At 61.4% G+C, this 19,245-nt stretch carries 15 protein-coding genes; 1 reads left to right on the top strand and 14 read right to left on the bottom strand.

Features of this window, described 5'->3' with window-relative positions; genetic code table 11:
* Positions 1-43: 43 nt before the first annotated feature.
* The 6 genes from dinB to ABXR19_RS06730 form a co-directional block, all read right to left on the bottom strand.
* Entirely contained in the window at positions 44-1,204 is a 1,161-nt protein-coding gene (gene dinB, locus ABXR19_RS06705; RefSeq protein ID WP_354600335.1) for a DNA polymerase IV, read from the bottom strand.
* Between the two features lie 53 nt (positions 1,205-1,257).
* A complete protein-coding gene (locus ABXR19_RS06710; protein WP_354600336.1) occupies positions 1,258-3,198 on the bottom strand; it encodes a YhgE/Pip domain-containing protein in 1,941 nt (646 codons plus the stop codon).
* A gap of 418 nt (positions 3,199-3,616) precedes the next feature.
* Positions 3,617-4,825, bottom strand: a complete 1,209-nt coding sequence (gene nifS, locus ABXR19_RS06715; RefSeq protein ID WP_354600337.1) for a cysteine desulfurase NifS — start codon at positions 4,823-4,825, stop codon at positions 3,617-3,619.
* Between the two features lie 89 nt (positions 4,826-4,914).
* Positions 4,915-5,829, bottom strand: a complete 915-nt coding sequence (gene nifU, locus ABXR19_RS06720) for a Fe-S cluster assembly protein NifU (RefSeq protein WP_354600338.1) — start codon at positions 5,827-5,829, stop codon at positions 4,915-4,917.
* Between the two features lie 630 nt (positions 5,830-6,459).
* Positions 6,460-9,543, bottom strand: a complete 3,084-nt coding sequence (locus ABXR19_RS06725) for an efflux RND transporter permease subunit (protein ID WP_354600339.1) — start codon at positions 9,541-9,543, stop codon at positions 6,460-6,462.
* Positions 9,544-9,553: 10 nt separating this feature from the next.
* Positions 9,554-10,684, bottom strand: coding sequence for an efflux RND transporter periplasmic adaptor subunit (locus ABXR19_RS06730; protein ID WP_354600340.1), 1,131 nt, complete (start codon positions 10,682-10,684; stop codon positions 9,554-9,556).
* Between the two features lie 932 nt (positions 10,685-11,616).
* Between ABXR19_RS06730 and ABXR19_RS06735 the strand changes: the two genes are divergently transcribed.
* Positions 11,617-13,542: a hypothetical protein gene (locus tag ABXR19_RS06735; RefSeq protein WP_354600341.1), complete on the top strand. Its 1,926-nt coding sequence runs from the start codon at positions 11,617-11,619 to the stop codon at positions 13,540-13,542.
* Positions 13,543-13,705: 163 nt separating this feature from the next.
* Here the strand turns inward: ABXR19_RS06735 and ABXR19_RS06740 are convergent, their stop codons facing one another.
* The 8 genes from ABXR19_RS06740 to nifE all read right to left on the bottom strand — a co-directional run bounded on the left by ABXR19_RS06740 (position 13,706) and on the right by nifE (position 19,163).
* Positions 13,706-14,146, bottom strand: coding sequence for a hypothetical protein (locus ABXR19_RS06740; protein ID WP_354600342.1), 441 nt, complete (start codon positions 14,144-14,146; stop codon positions 13,706-13,708).
* Positions 14,147-14,358: 212 nt separating this feature from the next.
* A complete protein-coding gene (gene fdxB, locus ABXR19_RS06745; protein WP_354600343.1) occupies positions 14,359-14,661 on the bottom strand; it encodes a ferredoxin III, nif-specific in 303 nt (100 codons plus the stop codon).
* Positions 14,662-14,709: 48 nt separating this feature from the next.
* Positions 14,710-14,940 (bottom strand): CCE_0567 family metalloprotein, encoded by a 231-nt coding sequence (locus tag ABXR19_RS06750; RefSeq protein WP_354600344.1) that lies wholly within the window; start codon positions 14,938-14,940, stop codon positions 14,710-14,712.
* 11 nt (positions 14,941-14,951) lie between these two features.
* Positions 14,952-15,410: a NifX-associated nitrogen fixation protein gene (locus ABXR19_RS06755; RefSeq protein WP_354600345.1), complete on the bottom strand. Its 459-nt coding sequence runs from the start codon at positions 15,408-15,410 to the stop codon at positions 14,952-14,954.
* Positions 15,407-15,847, bottom strand: coding sequence for a SoxR reducing system RseC family protein (locus tag ABXR19_RS06760; protein ID WP_354600346.1), 441 nt, complete (start codon positions 15,845-15,847; stop codon positions 15,407-15,409). Before ABXR19_RS06760 ends, ABXR19_RS06755 begins: the two co-directional genes overlap by 4 nt.
* Entirely contained in the window at positions 15,844-16,344 is a 501-nt protein-coding gene (locus tag ABXR19_RS06765) for a NifB/NifX family molybdenum-iron cluster-binding protein (protein ID WP_354600347.1), read from the bottom strand. The genes ABXR19_RS06760 and ABXR19_RS06765 overlap by 4 nt, the downstream gene beginning before the upstream one ends.
* Entirely contained in the window at positions 16,286-17,692 is a 1,407-nt protein-coding gene (gene nifN / locus ABXR19_RS06770; RefSeq protein ID WP_354600348.1) for a nitrogenase iron-molybdenum cofactor biosynthesis protein NifN, read from the bottom strand. The genes ABXR19_RS06765 and nifN overlap by 59 nt, the downstream gene beginning before the upstream one ends.
* A complete protein-coding gene (gene nifE, locus ABXR19_RS06775; RefSeq protein ID WP_354600349.1) occupies positions 17,685-19,163 on the bottom strand; it encodes a nitrogenase iron-molybdenum cofactor biosynthesis protein NifE in 1,479 nt (492 codons plus the stop codon). Before nifE ends, nifN begins: the two co-directional genes overlap by 8 nt.
* Positions 19,164-19,245: the final 82 nt, after the last annotated feature.

Raw genomic sequence — 19,245 nt, forward strand, 5'->3', positions numbered from 1 at the left:
CTGGCGAGCTGACTGCAATTGCGATATTGATCCAGTTTGCTTGCTACTCGAAGAGCGGCAGCCCGCCTTGCTCTCCGGGTTGCATGCTTGCAGACTCAATGTCCGCGCGGCTCTCCAGGTGCCCGACGCGTACGCCGAGCAAGCGGAGCCGGCGTTGCAGCGGCACGCGCTTGAGACATTCGCCCGCCGCGCGGCGAATCGTGGCCGCGTCCGCCGTGGCCTCCGGCAGGGTGATGTCGCGCGTGATGGTGCTGAAATCGTCGTAGCGCAGCTTGATGCCGATGGTCTTGCCGAGAACTTCCTTGCGCATCAGGTCCTCGGCCACGCGCACGCACAAGCGGGTGAAAATTTCGGAGAGCTGGCTGCGATCCTGACGCGCATGCAGATCGTGTTCGAAGGTGGTTTCGCGGCTTACCGATTTGGGCTCGGAATGAGTGACGATGGGTCGCTCATCAATGCCATGCGCAGCTTCGTGCAACCAGCTGCCGTAGCTGCGGCCGAATTGTTCCTGCAGCCACAGCGGATCGGCGGCGGCCAACTCGCCGATGGTCTTGATGCCCAGCGCCGCGAGTTTCTCGTCGGCCTTCGGCCCGATGCCATTGATCTTGCGGGCGGGCAGGGGCCAGATACGCGTCGGAATGTCTTCCCTGCCCAGCAGCGTCAGACCATCCGGCTTATCCAGATCGCTACAGATCTTGGCCAGCAGCTTGTTGGGGGTCACGCCGATCGAGCAGCTCAGGCCGGTCGCTGCACGTACTGCATCCTTGATGCGCTGGGCCAGTTCGCGCGTCTCGCCCGGTACGTCAGTCAGATCAAGGTAAATTTCGTCGATGCCGCGATCCTCCATCAGCGGCGCAATGCTGGCCGCTGCCGCCTTGAAGAGTCGCGAGTAATGCCGGTAGGCGTCAAAATCCACCGGCAGCAGCACTGCATCCGGCGCCAGCTTCGCGCCTTTCATGATCCCCATCGCGGAACCAAGGCCCAGCGCACGCGCCTCATAGGTTGCGGTGGTGATCACCCCACGCCCGACGTAATCGCGCAGCCGCGCATAGCGCCAGCTGCCGTCCGGCAAGTGTTTGGGAGCATCCACGCTGCGCCCGCCAATCACCACCGGCTGACCGCGCAATTGCGGGTAGCGCAGCAATTCGACGGAGGCGTAGAACGCGTCCATGTCGAGATGGGCGATGCGGCGGGGAAGAGTCATGCGGTCTTCAGAAAATTGCTGAGTCCCGATTGTAGTCCTGGATGAGTGCCGGCCTAGAAGTCCACGGCCGGGCGGCTGGCTTCGGGATGGACAAAGCGCCAGCGCCCGACGGTGCAGCCCATGACAATGGCCGCCATGGCCGCCACGCCCACCATCAGCAGGGGAAACGCCCAGGCACCTTCATAGGCGCCGAACATGCTGGCCTTGAGCGCGCGCACCACCCAGGTCAGCGGCAGCCAGGGGCTGATGCCCATGAACAGGCCGCCACTCAACTCGATCGGCACGATACCGCCAGAGGATGAAAGCTGCACCGCCAGCAGGATCATCGCCAGCCCCTTGCCGGCATCGCCAAAAGCGCGGGTCAGGGCAAACACGATGAGCATAAAGGTGAGCGAGGCAACGCCCAGACTCAGGGCGAAAGCCGCCGGATGGATGACATGAATCTTGAGGATGAAGAGCACGGTCACAAAAATCAGCGCAGCTTGCAGCAGAACCACTAATGCAGGGAAGAAAATCTTGCCGAGCAATTGCGCGGGGCGCGAAAAGCTCTTGGCCTCATGCGGCAATACGCGCACATGCAGCAAGAAGGCTGCGATCCCGGCTCCCAGCCACAGGGCGCCGGGGATCATGTTGGGCGCAAAACCGCTGCCACTGTTGGCGACGGCTGCAGCCATTTCCAGTTCCGGTTCAACCGAATTTGCCAGTCCGCGCGGGCTACCGTCGAGTTTCTCGATCCTGGCGGGCAGGGCTGCCGCCAATTGCTCGATGCCGGAGACGAGTTTCTGTGAGCCTGAGGCCAGTTGCTGTGTCGCGCTGGACAAGTGCGACGCTCCGGAAGCCAGACCGCTGGCGCCGGTCGCCAGATCATCCAGCAAGGCTTCCTCGGGCAACTTGCCGGCGGCGGTTTGCAAGCCGGTATCCAGTGCCAGCATGCCATTGGTAAGTGAGCCGACGCCAGTGCTGAGCAGACTCGCGCCCTCACTGAGTTTTTGCTGGGCATTGCTGGCAGCCGTTAGCCCGGAGTCGATCTGGAACATGCCGTCGGCCAGTTGTTCGACGCCGTCCACCGCTGCCGCCGGGATGAAAATGCTGCCCCGGGCTTCCTCGCGCAGACTTGTCATGCCGGTGTTCAGACGGTTTGAGCCATTTTGCAGATCCACCATACCTTGCGTCAGTTCGCCATGGCCGGCCGCCAGCGCTTCTGCGCCGGACTGCAGGCGGATCAGGTCGGTGCGCGGGGGCAGGCGTGCCTCCATGGTTTTCAGGCCCGCACCGAGTTGCTTCATGCCGACCGTCAACTGGCCTACGCCCGCATTCAGACGTTCATTGCCATCGGCAACCGCATGCGCCCCCGCCGCAGTTTGCTTTGCCCCTTTTTTCAGCTGCTTCGCCCCCTGACTGAGCTGGCTGAGCCCTTCGTGCAAGCGCTGCACCCGGTTCTGTGCAGAGGCAGTGCCATCGAGTACCAGCGCCCAGCGCCGTTCATTCAGGCTTTCATTGATCTGGTGTCCCAGACTCTCGGCGAAGTGCCGGGCAATCGCCGCGCTTTCGAAATTATTGCCTTCGGAGGTAAACACCAGCGGCTTGCCGGCGCCGGCATGCATGCCCGGTATCGCGTTGGCGCTGAAATCACGTGGAATGATCAGCGCAAATGCCAGCTTGCCCTGACGCACGTGCAGGCGTGCCGCTTGTTCGTCGCTGTAATCCATGAAGCCGAAGCGGCCGCCGGTTTTGAGCTTGCTGATCACCTCCTGGCCCACATTGAAAACCTGGCCCTGATAAGTCATTCCCTGATCCTGATTGACCAGCGCGACAGCCAGCGCGCCTGTTCTGGCCGCTGGATCCCACACACTGGAAAGGTAAATCACCGCATACAGGGCCGGGATCAGGATGACCGCCGCGGCAGCCAGAAACAATTTGGGATAACGCGCGAAGAATTGCCCTTCGATGCGCGCAATGATGAAGATCTGGGAAGGCAATTTCAGGAGGCTCATCGCGCCGGGGATCCGTTGAGGTTCAAGAAACGCGCTGATGTGCAGCCAGCGCGACAAGACTCTAACGGCAAGCGCTGGCTCGGCTGCATAGCCCTTGTGGGAAAGAAGGGTATTTGGGGCTATTGATTCGTCCCGATTCAAGTTTGAAACCTAGGTGCGACCCTTCGACAGGCTCAGGAGAGCCTTCAGTCGCACATCACGCTCGGCCGGCCGACTGAAGTCGGCCCTACTCCAGCACGTGTCATTATTTGCGTGCCCAATCAATAGTGCTCGGGGAAATAGCCAGGTTGATATGCCAGCGCAGCATGCCTGGAGAGGCTTATCCCGCCTCGCTTTGCGGCATGCCTGGCTGGAGAGCCATGGGCAGAGCGGCTCTTCAGACAGGCATGTTTCAAGCAAAGAACGGCAAACTGTTGGCTCAGTTGTAAGCTGGCGCGAACATTTTCTCCGGATCGGCCACCGGGCCGGCTTCGCCCCAGTAGGGCGAGATCTTGCGCAACTGCGCAATGATCGGCGGCACCGCTTCGATGACGCGTTCGACTTCCTCCAGCGTGTTGTAGCGAGACAGCGAGAAGCGGATCGTGCCGTGGGCGGCGGTGTAGGGAATGCCCATGGCGCGCATCACGTGCGAAGGCTCCAGCGAGCCCGAGGTACAGGCCGATCCGGAAGACGCGGCGATGCCCAGCTTGTTGAGCATCAGCAGGATGCCTTCACCCTCGACGAACTCGAAGGCGATGCTGCTGGTATTGGGCAGGCGGTTGTGCAGATCACCCGTGGGGTAGGCGCGCGGCACCTTGGCGAGGATGCCTTTCTCCAGCTTGTCGCGCAGGTAGCGCACTTCGTTGTTCTCGGTTTCGAAATGCTGCATGACCAGCTCGGCGGCCTTGCCCAAGCCCATGATGGCGGGCGAGTTCTCGGTGCCGGGGCGGCGGCCGCGTTCCTGCTGGCCGCCGTGGATCAGGCTGCGAAAACGCGTGCCACGGCGCAGGTAGAGTACGCCGAGGCCCTTGGGGCCGTGCAGTTTGTGGCCGGACAGTGAAAGCATGTCGATCTTGCTGCGCTTCAGATCAATCGGAATCTTGCCGACGGCCTGCACCGCATCGGTGTGAAACTGGATGCCGCGCGCATGGGCGATCTCGGCCATTTCCTCGACCGGGAAAATGGTGCCGGTTTCGTTATTGGCCCACATCACCGAAACGATGGCGACGCGGTCGTTCAGCAGTGCCTTGTACTCGTCTATATCCAGGCGGCCACGCCCATCGACGCGCAGCTTGTGCACCACGTAGCCATCTTTCTCCAGCCGGTCGCACAGGGCCAGCACGGCCGGATGCTCAACTACCGTGGTGATGATCTGGTTGCGCTCGGGCTGGGCTTTCAGGGCCGAAAGGATCGCAGTGTTGTCGGACTCGGTGCCACCCGAAGTGAAAATGATCTCGGAATCCTGCTCTGCGCCCAGCAACATCTGGATCTGCGTGCGGGCAGTCTTCAGCGCCAGGCCGACCTGATTGCCGAAGCTGTGGATCGAGGAGGCGTTACCGAACTGCTCGGTGAAGAAGGGCAGCATGGCTTCAACCACGGCCGGGTCGCAGGCGGTGGTGGCGTTGTTGTCGAGATAGATGGGTTTCATGGCGATGCCTCTCTACGGGGTGTTTCATGAACGCGTGCTGCGTTCGTGCTGTCTTCCGTTATTCCCGCCTTCGCGGGAACGACGATGAATTATTGTTGTGCCATTTCCATCATGCTGGCCGGCAGCAAGCGCACGTATTCGCCCAGTTCCTCGAACAGCTTCTGCTGGATGCCACCGAGTGTGGCCGCTTCCAGCGCGCAGCCCATGCAGGCGCCTTTCAGATTGACGTAGATGTTCTTGCCGATGATGTCGACGATCTCGATGTCGCCGTGGTCGCGCTGCAGCGTGGGGCGCACGGATTCGATGATTTCCTCGATCCTGCGCATGCGCTGGATGTTGGTCATCTTCGGCTTCTCAGCACTTACGGCCGGTGCAGGGCGTGGCTCAAGTGCTGGCGCCGGAGCGTCGGCTTTTTCCAGCATCGGCGCCTTGCCCATATCTTTGAGGATGCGTTCCAGCGCGTCTTCAATCTTCTCGTGACAGGCCGCACAGGCGCCGCCCGCCTTGGTGTAGTTGGTGACCTCGGCAACGGTGGAGAGGTTGTTCTCGCGCACCACATGTTCGATCAGTTTCGAGTCAATCGCATAGCACTTGCAGATCAGCTCGCCTTCCTCGTGATCGTCCTTCCATTCCACCCCGCGATAGTTCGAGATGGCAGCCTGCAGCGCTTCGCGGCCCATCACCGAGCAATGCATTTTTTCCGGCGGCAAGCCGTCCAGATATTCGGCGATGTCCTGATTGCTGACCTTCCAGGCTTCGTCGAGGGTCATGCCCTTGATGATTTCGGTGAGCGCCGAGCTGGACGCGATCGCGGAGCCGCAGCCGAAGGTCTGGAAGCTGGCGTCCAGAATGATGTCCGTCTCGGGCTCCACCTTGAGCATCAGGCGCAGCGCGTCACCACACTGGATCGAGCCGATGTCGCCAGTGGCATTGGCGCCTTCAAGCACGCCAGCGTTACGCGGGTTGAAGAAGTGTTCCTTGACCTTTTCGGTGTAATCCCACATGACGGGCTCCTTAGTAACAGACGGGCAGCGCAAAGAGCGCGAGGGCGATGCGGCAGGCTGCGGCGATATACGGAATCAGGGCTTGCATGATCGTTTCTCCTGCTGGACAAACACTGCAATGCAAGTGACGTGCCACGTACCGAAGGATGGCTGAAGAATGAGTCTGGATGCGGGTCTTCAGGCGATGCCTGACAGCGTTTTGTCGCACATGCGACAGCTTTGGCACGGGGCAAAGCAAGCAAAGAGGCGCCTTGCGTGAGGGCGCCCGAAGGCCTTGTTGCAAAGCCAACAAGCGTCCGCAGCAGATCAGGTTTTGGTCATGGTGAAAGCGGGCGCCTGGGCATTCGCGTGCTTGGGCGCCATGCTGGTGCGTTCCGCGTGAACGGATGAGCGAAGAGCGTTTCTGTAGGAGCTAGCGAAGCTGGCGATCCAGACGCAAATTGGGGCTCAAATCGCCAGCTTCGCTAGCTCCTACAACGTGCCCTGAGTAGGCGCGGCTTCAGCCGCGAGTCACGTGTCCATTCGCTTTCGTAGGTGCGACTTCAGTCGCACGCCACGCGTGGCTGGCCGACTGAAGTCGGCCCTACGAAAACGTGGCTTCGACAATGCAAAGAGCGGCTATTTCAGTCTTCAGCTCTTTGCCAAGCGACGCTGGCGCAGTCGCTCCGGCAGGCTGGCGATGAGGTTGCGCAGATCATCCACGTAGGTGAACACCACCGGGATGACCAGCAGGCTGAGGAAGGTGGAGGTGATCAGCCCGCCGATGATGACGATAGCCATCGGTGCGCGGAAGCTCGGGTCGGAGCCCAGACCGATGGCAATCGGCAGCATGCCGGCGCCCATGGCCACGGTGGTCATCACGATCGGGCGGGCGCGCTTGTGGCAGGCATCGAGCAGGGCGTCCCAGCGGTTCAGACCATGCTCGCGCCGCGCCATGATGGCGTATTCCACCAGCAGGATCGAGTTCTTGGTCGCCACCCCAAGCAGCATGATCAGGCCGATCATGGCCGGCATTGACAAGGCCGTATGCGTGATGAAGAGCGCCAGAATTGCACCGGGCACCGATAGCACCAGGGCGGCCAGAATGGTCACCGGCTGGACGAAATCCTTGAACAGCAGTACCAGCACGATGTAGATGCACAGGATGCCGGTGAGCATCGCGATGCTGAAGCCTTCGAACAGCTCGCCCATCGCTTCCGCGTCACCAATCGTGGCTTGGCGCACGCCCGGCGGCAGTTGCTGCAGGCTCGGCAGGGCCTGGGCTTGTTGCTCCAGATCGCCCAGCGGCAGGCCGTTGAGTTCGACATCGATATTGACGTTGCGCGAGCGGTCGTAACGGTCGATCTGGGCCGGCCCGCTGGTGATCTCGATGCTCGCCAGGCTGGCCAGCATTACCGGGCCACGGCTGCCCGGCACCATCAGGCGCGAGACGAGTTCCAGATCCTGGCGCGCATCATCCTGCAGCTTGACCACAATCGGCACCTGGCGCTGCGAGAGGTTGAGCTTGGCCAGGTTCTGCTCGTAGTCGCCCGACAGCGCGACGCGCAAGGTGTCGGCAATTGCGGCGGAAGTGACACCCAGATCGGCGGCCCGCGCAAAATCCGGGCGGATGACCAGTTCAGGGCGAACCAGCCCGGAACTGGAGGTGACATTGCCGACGCCGGGAATGCTGCGGATTTCGCGTTCAACCTGCTGTGCGTGTTCGGTCAGCACGCGTCCGTCATCACCCGAAAGCGCGAGCTGGTATTTCTCGTTCGAACCACCGAGGCCAACCTTGATGCGCACGCCGGGCAGCGATTCCAGTTCGCGGCGAAAATCGGTTTCCACGGACTGCTTGCTGATGCCACCGCGCTGCTTGCGCGGCGTCAGATTGATGGTCAGCGTGGCCTTGCGCACTTCGCTTGCGCCCTGTGGCATGAAGGGATCACTGTCAGATGCGCCACCGCCGATAGTGGTGTAAACGGTCTTGACCTGTGGGTGCTGCCTCACCCGCGCTTCGGCCAGTTCAACCGAGGCCAGAGTCTGCTGGAAAGTGCTGCCCGGTGGCAGGGTCAGGGTAACCTGGGTTTGCGACAGATCATCCGGCGGCACGAAGCCGGTCGGCAGTAGCGGCGTCAGGCCGAACAGAGTGCCGAAGAAGAACACCACAGCGATCAGCGAGGTCGTGATCCGGTGGCGCAGACACCACTCGGCCATGCGCATGTAGATCCGCTCCCAGTGGGCCTGTTCGTGGCCACGGGTATTGGGCTGGAGGATGTAAGCCGCCATCATCGGCGTGAGCATGCGGGCCACGACCAGCGAGAAGAACACCGAAATGGCTGCGGTCCAACCAAACTGGACGAAAAACTTGCCGACCACGCCGGTCATGAAGGCGGTGGGCAGGAACACGGCAATCAGCGTGAAAGTGGTGGCGACCACGGCCAGGCCAATTTCATCGGCGGCCTCCATGGCGGCCTGATAGGGCGTCTTGCCCATGCGCAGGTGGCGGATGATGTTCTCGATTTCGACGATGGCATCATCCACGAGAATCCCGACCACCAGCGAGAGTGACAGCAAGGTCACCACATTGACGGTGAAGCCCAGCAGATACATGGTGCCGAAGGTCGGGATGATCGACAGGGGCAGGGCGGCTGCCGAAACCAGCGTGGCGCGCCAGTTACGCAGGAACAGCCAGACCACGAGGATCGCCAGGGCGGCGCCTTCGTACATCAGCATCATCGAGCCATCGTAATTTTCAACGATGGGATCAACGAAATTGAAGGCTTCATCCACCTGAATGTCCGGATGCTTGGCCTTGACCTTGTCGAGCTCGGCGCGCACTCCGCTCATGACATCGACTTCGCTGGCGCCACGGCTGCGCACGATTTCAAAACCGACCACCGGCTTGCCATTGAGGAAGGCCGCGCTGCGTCGTTCAGCTGTTGTATCCGCGACGCTGGCGATCTGGTCGAGACGGACATGGCGCCCGTCCGACAGCGAAATATCCATGCGCCCCAGTTCGGCCGCTGTCTGCACCGTGGCGATGGTGCGCACCGATTGCTCGGCGCCGCCCAGATCGGCACGGCCACCAGACGCTTCTTGCTGGATCTGGCGCAACTGGCGCGAGATGTCGGCGGCGGTCGCGTTCAGCGCCAGCATGCGATCAGGGTCAAGCTCTACGCGCACCTCGCGGCTGACGCCACCGACGCGCGAAACCTTGCCGACGCCCTTCACGCTGAGCATGGCTTTGGTGATGTCGTTGTCCACGAACCAGGACAGCGCCTCGTCTTCCATGCGCATCGAAGCGACGGTGTAGGTCAGGATCGGCGTGCCGGCGATGTTGGACTTGGTGATGACCGGATCACGCATGTCCGCCGGCAGATCGGAGCGCACGCGCAGCACGGCATCGCGCACGTCATCCAGTGCTTCCTGCGTGGATTTTTCCAGGCGGAACTCGATGGTTACGGTGGCCATGCCGTCTTGCACCATCGTGTAGATGTGCTTCACTCCCTGGATGCTGGCGACGGAATTTTCGAGCTTGCGCGCGATTTCGGTTTCAAGCTGTGACGGCGAAGCACCCGGCATTGCGGCCGAAATGATGACCATCGGCATGTCGATGTCGGGCATGTTCTGGATCTTCATCGCACGGAAGCCCATCAGGCCCGTGATCGTCAGCATGATGAAGAGCATGACGGCGGGAATGGGGTTGCGGATCGACCACGAGGAAACGTTCATCGTTCAGTCCTCAGCGGGCTTGGCTGGTCGGGGCAGATGCGGCGGTAGGCGCAACCACCCGCACCAGATCACCATCCGCAAGGAAGCCGACGCCGTTGCTGACGATGGCGGCATCGGCTGCCAGCCCGCCAGTAATCGCAATCCGATCACCCGAGCGTTGCCCGATGATCACCTTGGTCTGGGTAAGGCGCTGATCGGCGCCCACGCGCAGCACATAGCTGAACCCATCGCGCAGGATCACCGCGCTTTGCGGCACGGTGAGCACGCCACCACGCGCAATCTCGATCTCGCCGCGCGCGAACATGCCCGGCTTTGCATCGCCATTGCCGATCAGATCGACATACACCAGACCGGTGCGGGTTTGCGCATCCAGCGTCGGCGCGACCATGCGCACCTTGCCACTGACCTTGCCCTTGCTCGCTGTCGTGATGCTGACCGCCATGCCCGGCTTGATCTGCAGCAGATCGGTAGCAGGCAGTTCGGCGCGCCATTCGAGGCGGTTGCGACGGATCAGGCGATACAGCTCCTGCCCGGGCTGCACAACAGCCCCCAGCGTGGCCGTGCGTGCCGAAATGGTGCCGTCATCAGGCGCCAGCACCTGGGTCTGGGCCAGACGCAACTGGTCGGCCTTGATGCGCGCCTTCAAACCATCGACGCGCGCTCGGGCGGTGGTCTCGCCGGTCAGGTATTGGGACACCAGCTGGGCGCTGAATGCCCCCGTGCCGTCCAGCTGTCGTGCCCGCTCCGCATTGGCATGCGCCTCGGCCAGATTGGCTTCAGCTTCAGCCAGGCTGGCAAGGGTCTGAGCCAGTTCGGCTTCGGTAGTGGCGCTTTGCAGACGCGCCAGGACCTGGCCTTTGCGCACCTGATCGCCGGTGTTGACCAGCACTTCGATAAGACGCAGGCCCGCGATTTCCGCCCCCACGATGGCTTCCTGCCAGGCCGTGATGCTGCCGTTGGCACTGAGGCGCACCGGCCAGTCAGCCCGCGTCGGCATGACGGTATTCACACTCAAGGCCGCCTTGGCCGGCGGGCTGGCGGCTTTGTCGGCAGCACTGCTGATCAAGGGCAGGGCCAGCAGGGCGGCAACAAGACTCGTGCTCAGGATGCTCTGGCGAAGGAGGGGGCGGACAGCTTTCATGGGCACAGTCTGATTCATGGTTTCGGTTCGGGGGCAGGGCTAATATGTTTTTGTAGGAGCTAGCGAAGCTGGCGATTCGAGCGTGAATGAGATTTCGGTTGGAGTGCCATCGCCAGCTTCGCTAGTGTAGTGCTCCGCAAATTCCTGAATAGCCCCTATGCGCCGTCATTCCGGACTTGATCCGGAATCCAGTCCCCCTCGCAGCCAGTCTTCTGGATTCCGGATCAAGTCCGGAATGACGAGTCCGGGATGTCGGGGTTTCAACGTGGGCTTATCAATTCAGAAGCATGCCAGCAAGCTGCCTTCCTGTCTCGCACTAGACCGGTCGGAAAAGCGTAAAGGTCTGCATCTGGAACCTTCGCGCACAGCCTCTGCATGATCCGCTCAGGATGATGTTGGCGGATTGTAGAAGCACAGCGTTGCAGAAATTTCTCCACAAGGTAAAGAAAGATGAAGTTCAGGGGACTTTGTGTTTTCTGGCGGCGCGAGCTGATGGCCGAAGAGCAGCTTGTCGTCCCCTTGGTTATGAATGGCCGCCCTAAATTCCCGACCGACCGGATCGGGTTGTCTTCGACCATTCAAGGTCCAAGTTGAATGATTTGCGTAGTTTGGATGAGCTGCAGACCTGATTCGACGCATGTCATCCACGCCAACATGTCGGATCAGGCTTCGCTCATATAGGCTGCATCTGGCTGCCAGCTTCGCAAATGCCCGTACCGCGCATGGAAACACTATGCACAGGCAGCACTGGCTCGCTAATCAAGCAGACCGGACGGGGGCGCGCATGTGATCCGATTTTGCATGCCATGCCCATTCGGCGGCGGATTCTGCACTTCAGCGGAAGTCGCTTAACCATAAGTTCGAGTGCGTTACAAAATGCGTCGGCTTAAATGGATGGCATTTCTTTGGGGCAGCAGAAACGAGCCCCCTGCATGCTGATGGATTTGATATTTCTGGAGAATTCGATGATTCTTAAAACCCTGTTTGTCGGGCTGACTGCGGCATTGCTGAGCACCTCGGCGGCGGCGGCAAACCGTCCGTCTGGTTACAAAACGATCTGTAAAGAAGGCAAAGCCTGCTCCGTGCCTGTCGTGAGCAAAGTGGCCTTCGGTCGCGCCGGCATGTTTCTGTATAAATCCTTGAACGGTCAGTTCATGTGTAACGAGGCCACCTTCGGCGGCCGTGTCGGCGGTGGCGTGAATGAGTGCTCCGTTGCGATCAATGCCGCAGGTTCCAGCTCATCTTCGAGCTCCTCCAGCAGCTCCAGCTCTTCGAGCAGTTCAAGTTCTTCGAGTAGCTCATCCAGCAGCTCGAGTTCTTCGAGCTCCTCCTCCTCCTCCTCGTCGAGTTCTTCTTCGTCCAGTTCTTCGTCTAGCAGCAGTTCCTCGTCCAGTTCGTCGTCGTCGTCCAGTTCGTCTTCCAGTTCCAGTGGCGGTGCAGTTGCCCAGTGCACACCTTATTCCGCGCCGGCTTACACGCCGAACCTGAACTACGACATCAAGACTGATACGACCAACGCCACGGTGAATCCGGCCAATTTCAAGCTGTATCTGGGTTGTAACGCGAGTCTGGTGGCCGGCTACAAAACCTCCGGTCGTTTCGCCTTCATCTGGGGCAAGAACCGCAACCCTGCGATTACCGATGCGCATATCGATGCGCTGCTCGCCAACATGAACAAGGATGCCGATTACATCCACAACGTCATGGGCTGGCCGGTCGACAAGCTGCAGCAGCAGGGCTACTTCAGCAACGTCTATCTCTTCGGTTCCGGCCTGTGTACGGACAGTGCCAGCAACACCGAAATGGGCGGCTGGCAGAGTGGCATCAATGGCTACCCGATGGTGCTGCTGTCCTACTACCCGGTAACCAATACGAGTCAGTTCGGTGGCGTCACTCATGAGTACATTCACGCCATCATGGCGAGCATGGGCGGCAAGGCAGCCTGGTTCAACGAGGGCTCCAATACCTGGCTGCAAATGACCATGGAAGGCAACCGCACCGGCAAGCGTGGCGTGGGCTTCCTTGATGGCGCACCTTTCCTGGCGCCGCATATGCCGATCGAGAACTACAGCGGCTGGCTGCAGGACGGCACTTTCGGTGGCCCGAATGCCGAGGGCGTGCACATGGAGACGACTGCAGGCCTGCAAATCGGCACCTGGCGTGAGTACCTTGGCGGCAATCAGTACAACTCGGTCTTCTCCCACTTCATCGCGCTCTACCTGTCCAAGGGTTCCAACGCCTGGATCTGGAAGAAAGGCACGAAGAACAACATCCTCGCCTCGCTGGCTGACGGCTTGGGCGACGCCCAGACGCGCAGCCTGATCGCCGACTACCGTGCCCGCCAGGCCATGCTTGATTTTGGCGACTGGACTGCCGGACTGAAGGTGCCGGTCAATGACAACTGGGGCCGCACCATTGTCTCGGAGAGTTCGGCCGGTGGCATGAACAAGCAGACCAGCCACAAGCTGAGCTTCTACGCAGCGACGGTGCAGAGCGGCACGACGCTGATTCCGGCGACCGACACCCTGCCGGGCTGGACGGGTGCCAACCAGATTCCGCTGAAGGTTACGGGCAACAAGGTGCGCGTCAACTTCCAGCCGCTGGGTAACAACATGCGCTTCCAGCTGGCTTACCGTGCTGCCGATGGCACGGCGGTGTACAGCACGCCGGTCCAGAGTGGCGAGTCCTGCCTCGATCTGAGCAAGGCGCCGAAGAACGGCGTTGTGGTGGGCGTGGCGACCAGTACGGATTACATCTTCAACGGCGATGTCACGCGCAAGGCCAAGTACGACTACCGCGTGCATCTGCTGGAAGGCGTGACGGGTACGGCGCCGCTGTACGAGAAGTACTACCAGTAAGCTTCTCGCTGTTTGAGGCCTCGGCCGTTTGCTCGCGATTGCGGCAAACGGCCGTTTTCATTGATGGGCGCAGGAATTCTCTGGTGCGGAGCGTGCTTGAAGAGCCGCTTCTGTATTGGGTCTGCAGCCTGCCATGCTGGAGAGGATTGCTGGATGCGTGTGTTCAGCCGATCAGGTGTTCGTAAGCCAGGCGTAGCAGTGCCAGCTCTTGCGTCGTCGCGCCCTGTGCTTCGGTGATGGCGATGAAGCGTGCGCCGTGCTGCTTTGCCATCTCGAAGGGCGGATCAATGCTCGTAAAACAGGCGAGCAGGATGGGGATGTGCACGCCGCCAAAGCGCAGGCTGGCTTCGGCGTGGAAATCGGTTTCCACGCGCAGATCACTTGCGTCCATGCCAAGTCGATCTGTGGTGTAACGCGCCCAGGCTGCAGGGTGTGCCTGTATGCGGGTGTGCGGCAGGCCGATGCTGATCCGGCTGGCGCTGGGTAGTGGATCGAAGGCGAGCAAGCCGTGGGTGAAACTCAGGAAACGCAGACGCGCGCTGCTCATCTGCTTGTGGCAGAGGATCAGGCGCGGAGCGTTGGGGCTGTTGCTGATGTCGGGCATGAGGTGCGTGAAGTAGTTCAGTCAGGCTTTCGAAATAGAAATCCCGTCATTCCCGCGAAGGCGGGAATCCAGCGACGTTCGCAAAGCCACTGGATTCCCGCCTTCGCGGGAACGACGTCAGAGTGGCTGTTGCGCCTTGGCTGAACTGAATTTGCATGAGGTGTGTAGATTTTCGCGGGAGCGGCCGAAAGCCGCTCCTGCAAAAATCAGGCTCAGGCCGCCAACGGCAAAGGCGAATTGGTGAAGCAGTTCTTCGGACAGACGCGCGAACAGGCGCCGCAGCCCGTACAGTCGCCGGGGTTGGCCAGTGACATGACGGAGGCCATGCTTTCGCTGTCGTCTTCGTCGTCATCTTCCGGCAGGTCTGATTCACTGCGGTCGATCAGTTCAAGGACGTCGCGGGTGCACACCTTGTAGCAACGGCCGCAACTGATGCAGGTTTTGGCGTTCAGTTCCGTGACGAATTCGGGGGTCCAGACGGTGCCGTCTCGGGTGATGCAGGTAATGTTGTCCATGATCAAGCTCCAGATATAGGTGGTGTATTGAAAGTGGGTGTTGCTAATTCAGGGTGTCTCAGTGGGTGCTGCGTCCCGCTGGGCCTGGATCAGACGCGCGTTGGCGTCGGCCCAGGCCTTGCAGGCTTCGTAGGTATGGTTCGAGATTTCGTGGATTTCGGCATAGGCGGCGGGCAGGCGGTCTTCGACCAGATCGTGAAGTTGGCCGGCCCATTCGGAGGCGATCCGCTTCAGGCGTTTCACGTCCTTGTCCAGTTCGCGCAGGCTTGCGTCGTCCATGATCGTGCTCCTCAGAGGCCGGCGACTTCGGCGTAGCGGCCGACGATTTCGATGGCCACGCCAAGCTGCTTGTCGGCCTCGGTCTTCATCTTCGAGAAACTCTCGAAGCCGAAACGATGCGCATCGCGCAGCGGACGATCCAGCACCACCAGCTTGCCAACCGTGATCAGCACACGGCCGAAGCCTTCATTCGACAGATGCACCAGCGGTACGGCCATCTGCCCGCATTCCTTTTCGATCAGCACCGCCAGCGCGTTGTAGAAAGCGCGCACACGCGACAGGGTGACCGGATCGGGATCGCCAATGATCGGAATGGCGGCGCGGGCTTCTTTGTTCAAAATGAAAGGGGCGAGCAGTGTTTCGGCGTTCTTGCCGTCATGTATGCCGTAACTATCCAGCGCGCGCACCTGGCGCAGCATTTCCTTCATGAAATCGGTGTCGAACAGCGGATCGGCGGTGGTGGTGTTCATGGTGCGGTGCTCCCGGTTTTGAAAGAAGGTGTCTGAAGACAGGCGTGGATACTGGGCTGCAGCTCGGCATCACTGAAGATGCCCGCCAGCAGGCGCGCTGCGAGCAGGCCGGTAGCCAGGCCAAGCGCAGAGCCGATCATGGCGCTGCCGTCGGTGTGGCCCAGGCTCTGGCCGATCTGGGCGCCGAGGATCAGGCTGATCGCGGGCAGCAGATAGGCGAGCAGGGCAGAGCGGGTGATGGTGCTCGATTCCATTTGCAGCGCGACGTGTTCGCCCACGCTCAGGCCCGGCTGTAGCGGCAAGCTGAAAACGTTTGCAGCGGAATCGCCCTGACAGGCCTTGCGTGCACCGCAGGCCGAGCAGGCGGCTTCTGGCTGCACGGCAAGCTGAATGCTGTCGGCGTGAATGGCGATGATTTTGGCCTGGCGTTCGATCATTCAGTCCATCCTTCCTCAGCCATGCGTTCGAAGCGGCCGGCATCCTCGTCCTTGCGCAAAACCTTGTCGATCCAGGCTACGCCGCCCTCGCGCACGCCGGCGCTGATGGCCTGCAGGATCGGCTCGATGGCTTCGGCTTCGTCCAGCTTCATCGGCTGGATGCCAGCGGCAAGCAGCTGGCGCACCGCCGAGCCGCCGACGGCCAGGCAATACATCGCAGCGCAACCGGAAAGTGCTGAAATCTTGTCGGCGAGCTTGTTCTCGTTGCCGTCCATGGCCTCGGCCGCGAACTCCAGCACGCCCGCCAGCCGGGCACGCTCAGCGTCGATCGCGTAGAGGACGAAGCCCTCTGCGGCACCGAAATGCTGATCGACGTGCGCGCGATCACGGCTGGCAAACGCGACCAGCAAAGATCCGCGCGGCGTGCCCGGCTTCGGGTCAGTGGCGGACCAGGCCAGCGTGAGCTTGCGCAGCGAGGGAGGAGACTTCGCGCTCACGGGGGCCGCCAGACCAGAAGACGGAACGGTAGGCTGGTGTGTCATGGTGATGCTCCAGGACGAGATTGGCGATATCGAACAGGGCTTGGCGCGCAGCGCGATAGCCCACCCAGGGCCGGGCGAAATCGCCGAGCCGGTCATACAGCGGAAAGCCCGCGCGCAGCAGCGGAATCTCCAGGCGTTGTGCGCTTTGCACAGCATGCGAACTGCCGATCAGCAGTTGCGCGAACTGGCTCTTCGCGGCCAACTCCAAATCCTGCAGATCACCGATGTGAACTTGAGCGATGGGCAGACGCTTCAGCACCTCGGCACTGATCGGCGAGGCAGCTGCAACGACTTCGGCCCCGCAACCTGTAAGCAGCACGCTCATCCCGGCGAGCAGATCCGGCTCTGCGGCGATAGCGACGCGCAGGAAGCCGGTCATGAAATGCGAATCCACCATCGCGTCCTGCAACTGGGCGCGCTGACGTTCGATCTTTGCGGGCACCGCCACGCCGGCCAGTTCGGCCAAGGTTTCGGTGAACAAATCACAGGCGTCCAGACCCATCAGGTGATCGAAACGGTAATCCGGCACGCCGGTGCGCGTGCGCAAAGCATCGGCCGCCCGGCTCAGCGAGGCACCAATGACCAGCGTGCCAATCGATTCACCCATCGAAGCGATTTCGTCGCGCGGCGTGCCACCCAGAGTCAGCGGGGTGTGTTCGGCTTCGATCAGATGACCATCGAGCGAATCGCCGATATCCGGCAGCATCACGGCGCGCAGGCCGAAAGCTTCGATCCACTCACGGATGACTTCTGCATCGCCCGGCGTCAGCGCGGCCGAGGCCAGCACATTGACTTGCCGACGGCGCCGTCCGACACAACTCGATACCGGCACCAGCACATCGATGATCGCTTCCAGCGCCTGGGCGAATCCGGTTTCGAGGCTGCCCGTGAAGTCCGGTGTGCTCACCGGTACGATGGCGATGTGATCAAACTGCGGGCATTGCGTGCGGAAGTCGCGCACCAGCCGCAGCACGTCGCTGCCCTGGGTTTCCGACAGGCCGGTGGTCGGCAGGCCGATGACGTCCGGGTTGCTCTTCTCGCACAGGGTGCGCAGACCTTCGATCACGTTTTCGTCGGCACTCATGACCGTGGCGACGTGATCCATGGCCGTGGTCTGCAGCGGAATCGGTTCGCGGAAATGGCGCACGAAGAAGACCTTGCCGAAAGCTGTGCAGCCCTGCGAACCATGCATCATCGGAATCGCCCGACGCAGGCCAAGGAAGGCCAGCGACGCGCCCAGCGTGGAACTGGCCTTGAGTGGATTGACCGACAGCGCCTTGCTGCGTTTGATGATTTCAGTCATGAGTCACTCCCACGCCCGCAGGGCGCTCGATGCTTTCCTCTCCACTCGGGGGAGAGGGATTGAGGGAGAGGGCTGAGTCGGCCACCGGCGTCCCGGCCGCTTTGGATTTCGCCCAGGGCGCCGGCCGCCTGACGGCTTCCCACACAGGGCTTTCCATGGACAGCGCGAGTTGCCTGGCCAGCTCCAACATGCCGCTATAGCCGGCGTAGCCGAACTCGCGTTCCTGATTGATGTCGAGGAAGGGAATGCGCGCTTTCAGCGCGGTGTAGAGATTGCGGCCGCCGGCGATCAGGATGTCGGCACGCAAGTCTTTGTAGGCCGTGAGCAGCGCCTTGGGGCTGCCCTCGTCAATCATCACCGCCTCTTCGCCCATCAATTCGAGAATGCGTGCCTTGTCTTCCGCCGTGGACTTCTTGGTGCCGGTCGCCACTACGGTCATGCCCAGATCCTGCAGGGCCGAGACGATGGACCAGGATTTCACGCCGCCGGTGTAGAGCAGTACGCGCTTGCCTTTCAGACGTTCGCGCCAGGGTTGCAGCGCGGCCTTGATCAAGGCTTCTTCGCGTGCAATCAGCGCTTCGGTACGATCACTCAGATCACCATCGCGCAGCAGACTGGCGAAATCGCGCAGGGCTTGCGAGGTATCGGCAACCCCATAGAAGCTGCCTTCGAAAAAGGGAATGCCCCATTTTTCGTTGAGCTTGCGCGCCACGTTCAGCAAGGCTTTGGCACACACCACCATGCTTGCTTCGGCGCGGTGCATGGTCTGGATTTCGCGATAACGCGCGTCGCCCGATAGCGTGCCGAGGATGCGCAAGCCCAACTCGTCGAAGAGCGGGGCCACACTCCAGAACTCACCGGCAATGTTGTATTCGCCGATCAGGTTGATGTCATGCACGCGCATGCCCGGGAAGTAGGGTGCGGGTTCCGGTTCGCGCGTGCCGATCACATGCTTGAGCATGGTTTCGCCAGCGATGCGGTTGCCCAGATTCTTGCTGCCGTAAAAGCCGGCGCAGTCGACCGGCACCACGGGTACGCCCCAGCGAGCTTCGGCGGCTTTGCACACTGCAGCGGTGTCGTCGCCGATCACGGCGGTGACGCAGGTGGTGTAAACGAACACGGCGGCCGGCGCATGTTCGTCGATGGCTTGTTTGATGGCATGAAACAGGCGCTTCTCGCCGCGCCCCATGATCACATCCTGCTCGGTCAGGTCGGTCGTCATGCCGATGCGATACAGCGTGGGACCGGAAGAACGCGTGCCGCGGTTATCCCAGGAGCTGCCGGAGCAACCGATGGGTCCATGCACGATGTGGGCGACGTCGGCAATCGGCAGCAGCGCGATCTGCGCGCCATCGAAAGTGCAGCCGCCGGCCGTAGCGCCCGGCTTGGGGCGTGCGCAGCCGGCCTTCTCCTCCTTGTTGTGGGAGCAGGCGGGTTCGTTTTGCAAGGCAGTGATTTCGGAGGCTTTCACGGCACATCCCCATTAGTGGTCACTGCCCCTGTCGCAAAGCCTGTGCCTGCCCGGAAAGCCTTGATTTACATGGCTTGTTGCA

The organism is Uliginosibacterium flavum (genome assembly GCF_040566545.1).
Taxonomy (GTDB): Bacteria; Pseudomonadota; Gammaproteobacteria; order Burkholderiales; family Rhodocyclaceae; genus Uliginosibacterium; species Uliginosibacterium flavum.

What these genes read in the sequence shown, in the direction of transcription:
- nifN (WP_354600348.1), bottom strand. Translation starts at nt 17,692, where the DNA reads ATGACTGAAATCATCAAACGCAGCAAGGCGCTGTCGGTCAATCCACTC.
- ABXR19_RS06750 (WP_354600344.1), bottom strand. Translation starts at nt 14,940, where the DNA reads ATGGACGACGCAAGCCTGCGCGAACTGGACAAGGACGTGAAACGCCTG.
- ABXR19_RS06740 (WP_354600342.1), bottom strand. Translation starts at nt 14,146, where the DNA reads ATGCCCGACATCAGCAACAGCCCCAACGCTCCGCGCCTGATCCTCTGC.
- fdxB (WP_354600343.1), bottom strand. Translation starts at nt 14,661, where the DNA reads ATGGACAACATTACCTGCATCACCCGAGACGGCACCGTCTGGACCCCC.
- ABXR19_RS06735 (WP_354600341.1), top strand. Translation starts at nt 11,617, where the DNA reads ATGCTGATGGATTTGATATTTCTGGAGAATTCGATGATTCTTAAAACC.
- nifU (WP_354600338.1), bottom strand. Translation starts at nt 5,829, where the DNA reads ATGTGGGATTACACCGAAAAGGTCAAGGAACACTTCTTCAACCCGCGT.
- ABXR19_RS06710 (WP_354600336.1), bottom strand. Translation starts at nt 3,198, where the DNA reads ATGAGCCTCCTGAAATTGCCTTCCCAGATCTTCATCATTGCGCGCATC.
- ABXR19_RS06730 (WP_354600340.1), bottom strand. Translation starts at nt 10,684, where the DNA reads ATGAAAGCTGTCCGCCCCCTCCTTCGCCAGAGCATCCTGAGCACGAGT.
- ABXR19_RS06725 (WP_354600339.1), bottom strand. Translation starts at nt 9,543, where the DNA reads ATGAACGTTTCCTCGTGGTCGATCCGCAACCCCATTCCCGCCGTCATG.
- nifS (WP_354600337.1), bottom strand. Translation starts at nt 4,825, where the DNA reads ATGAAACCCATCTATCTCGACAACAACGCCACCACCGCCTGCGACCCG.
- ABXR19_RS06760 (WP_354600346.1), bottom strand. Translation starts at nt 15,847, where the DNA reads ATGATCGAACGCCAGGCCAAAATCATCGCCATTCACGCCGACAGCATT.
- dinB (WP_354600335.1), bottom strand. Translation starts at nt 1,204, where the DNA reads ATGACTCTTCCCCGCCGCATCGCCCATCTCGACATGGACGCGTTCTAC.
- ABXR19_RS06755 (WP_354600345.1), bottom strand. Translation starts at nt 15,410, where the DNA reads ATGAACACCACCACCGCCGATCCGCTGTTCGACACCGATTTCATGAAG.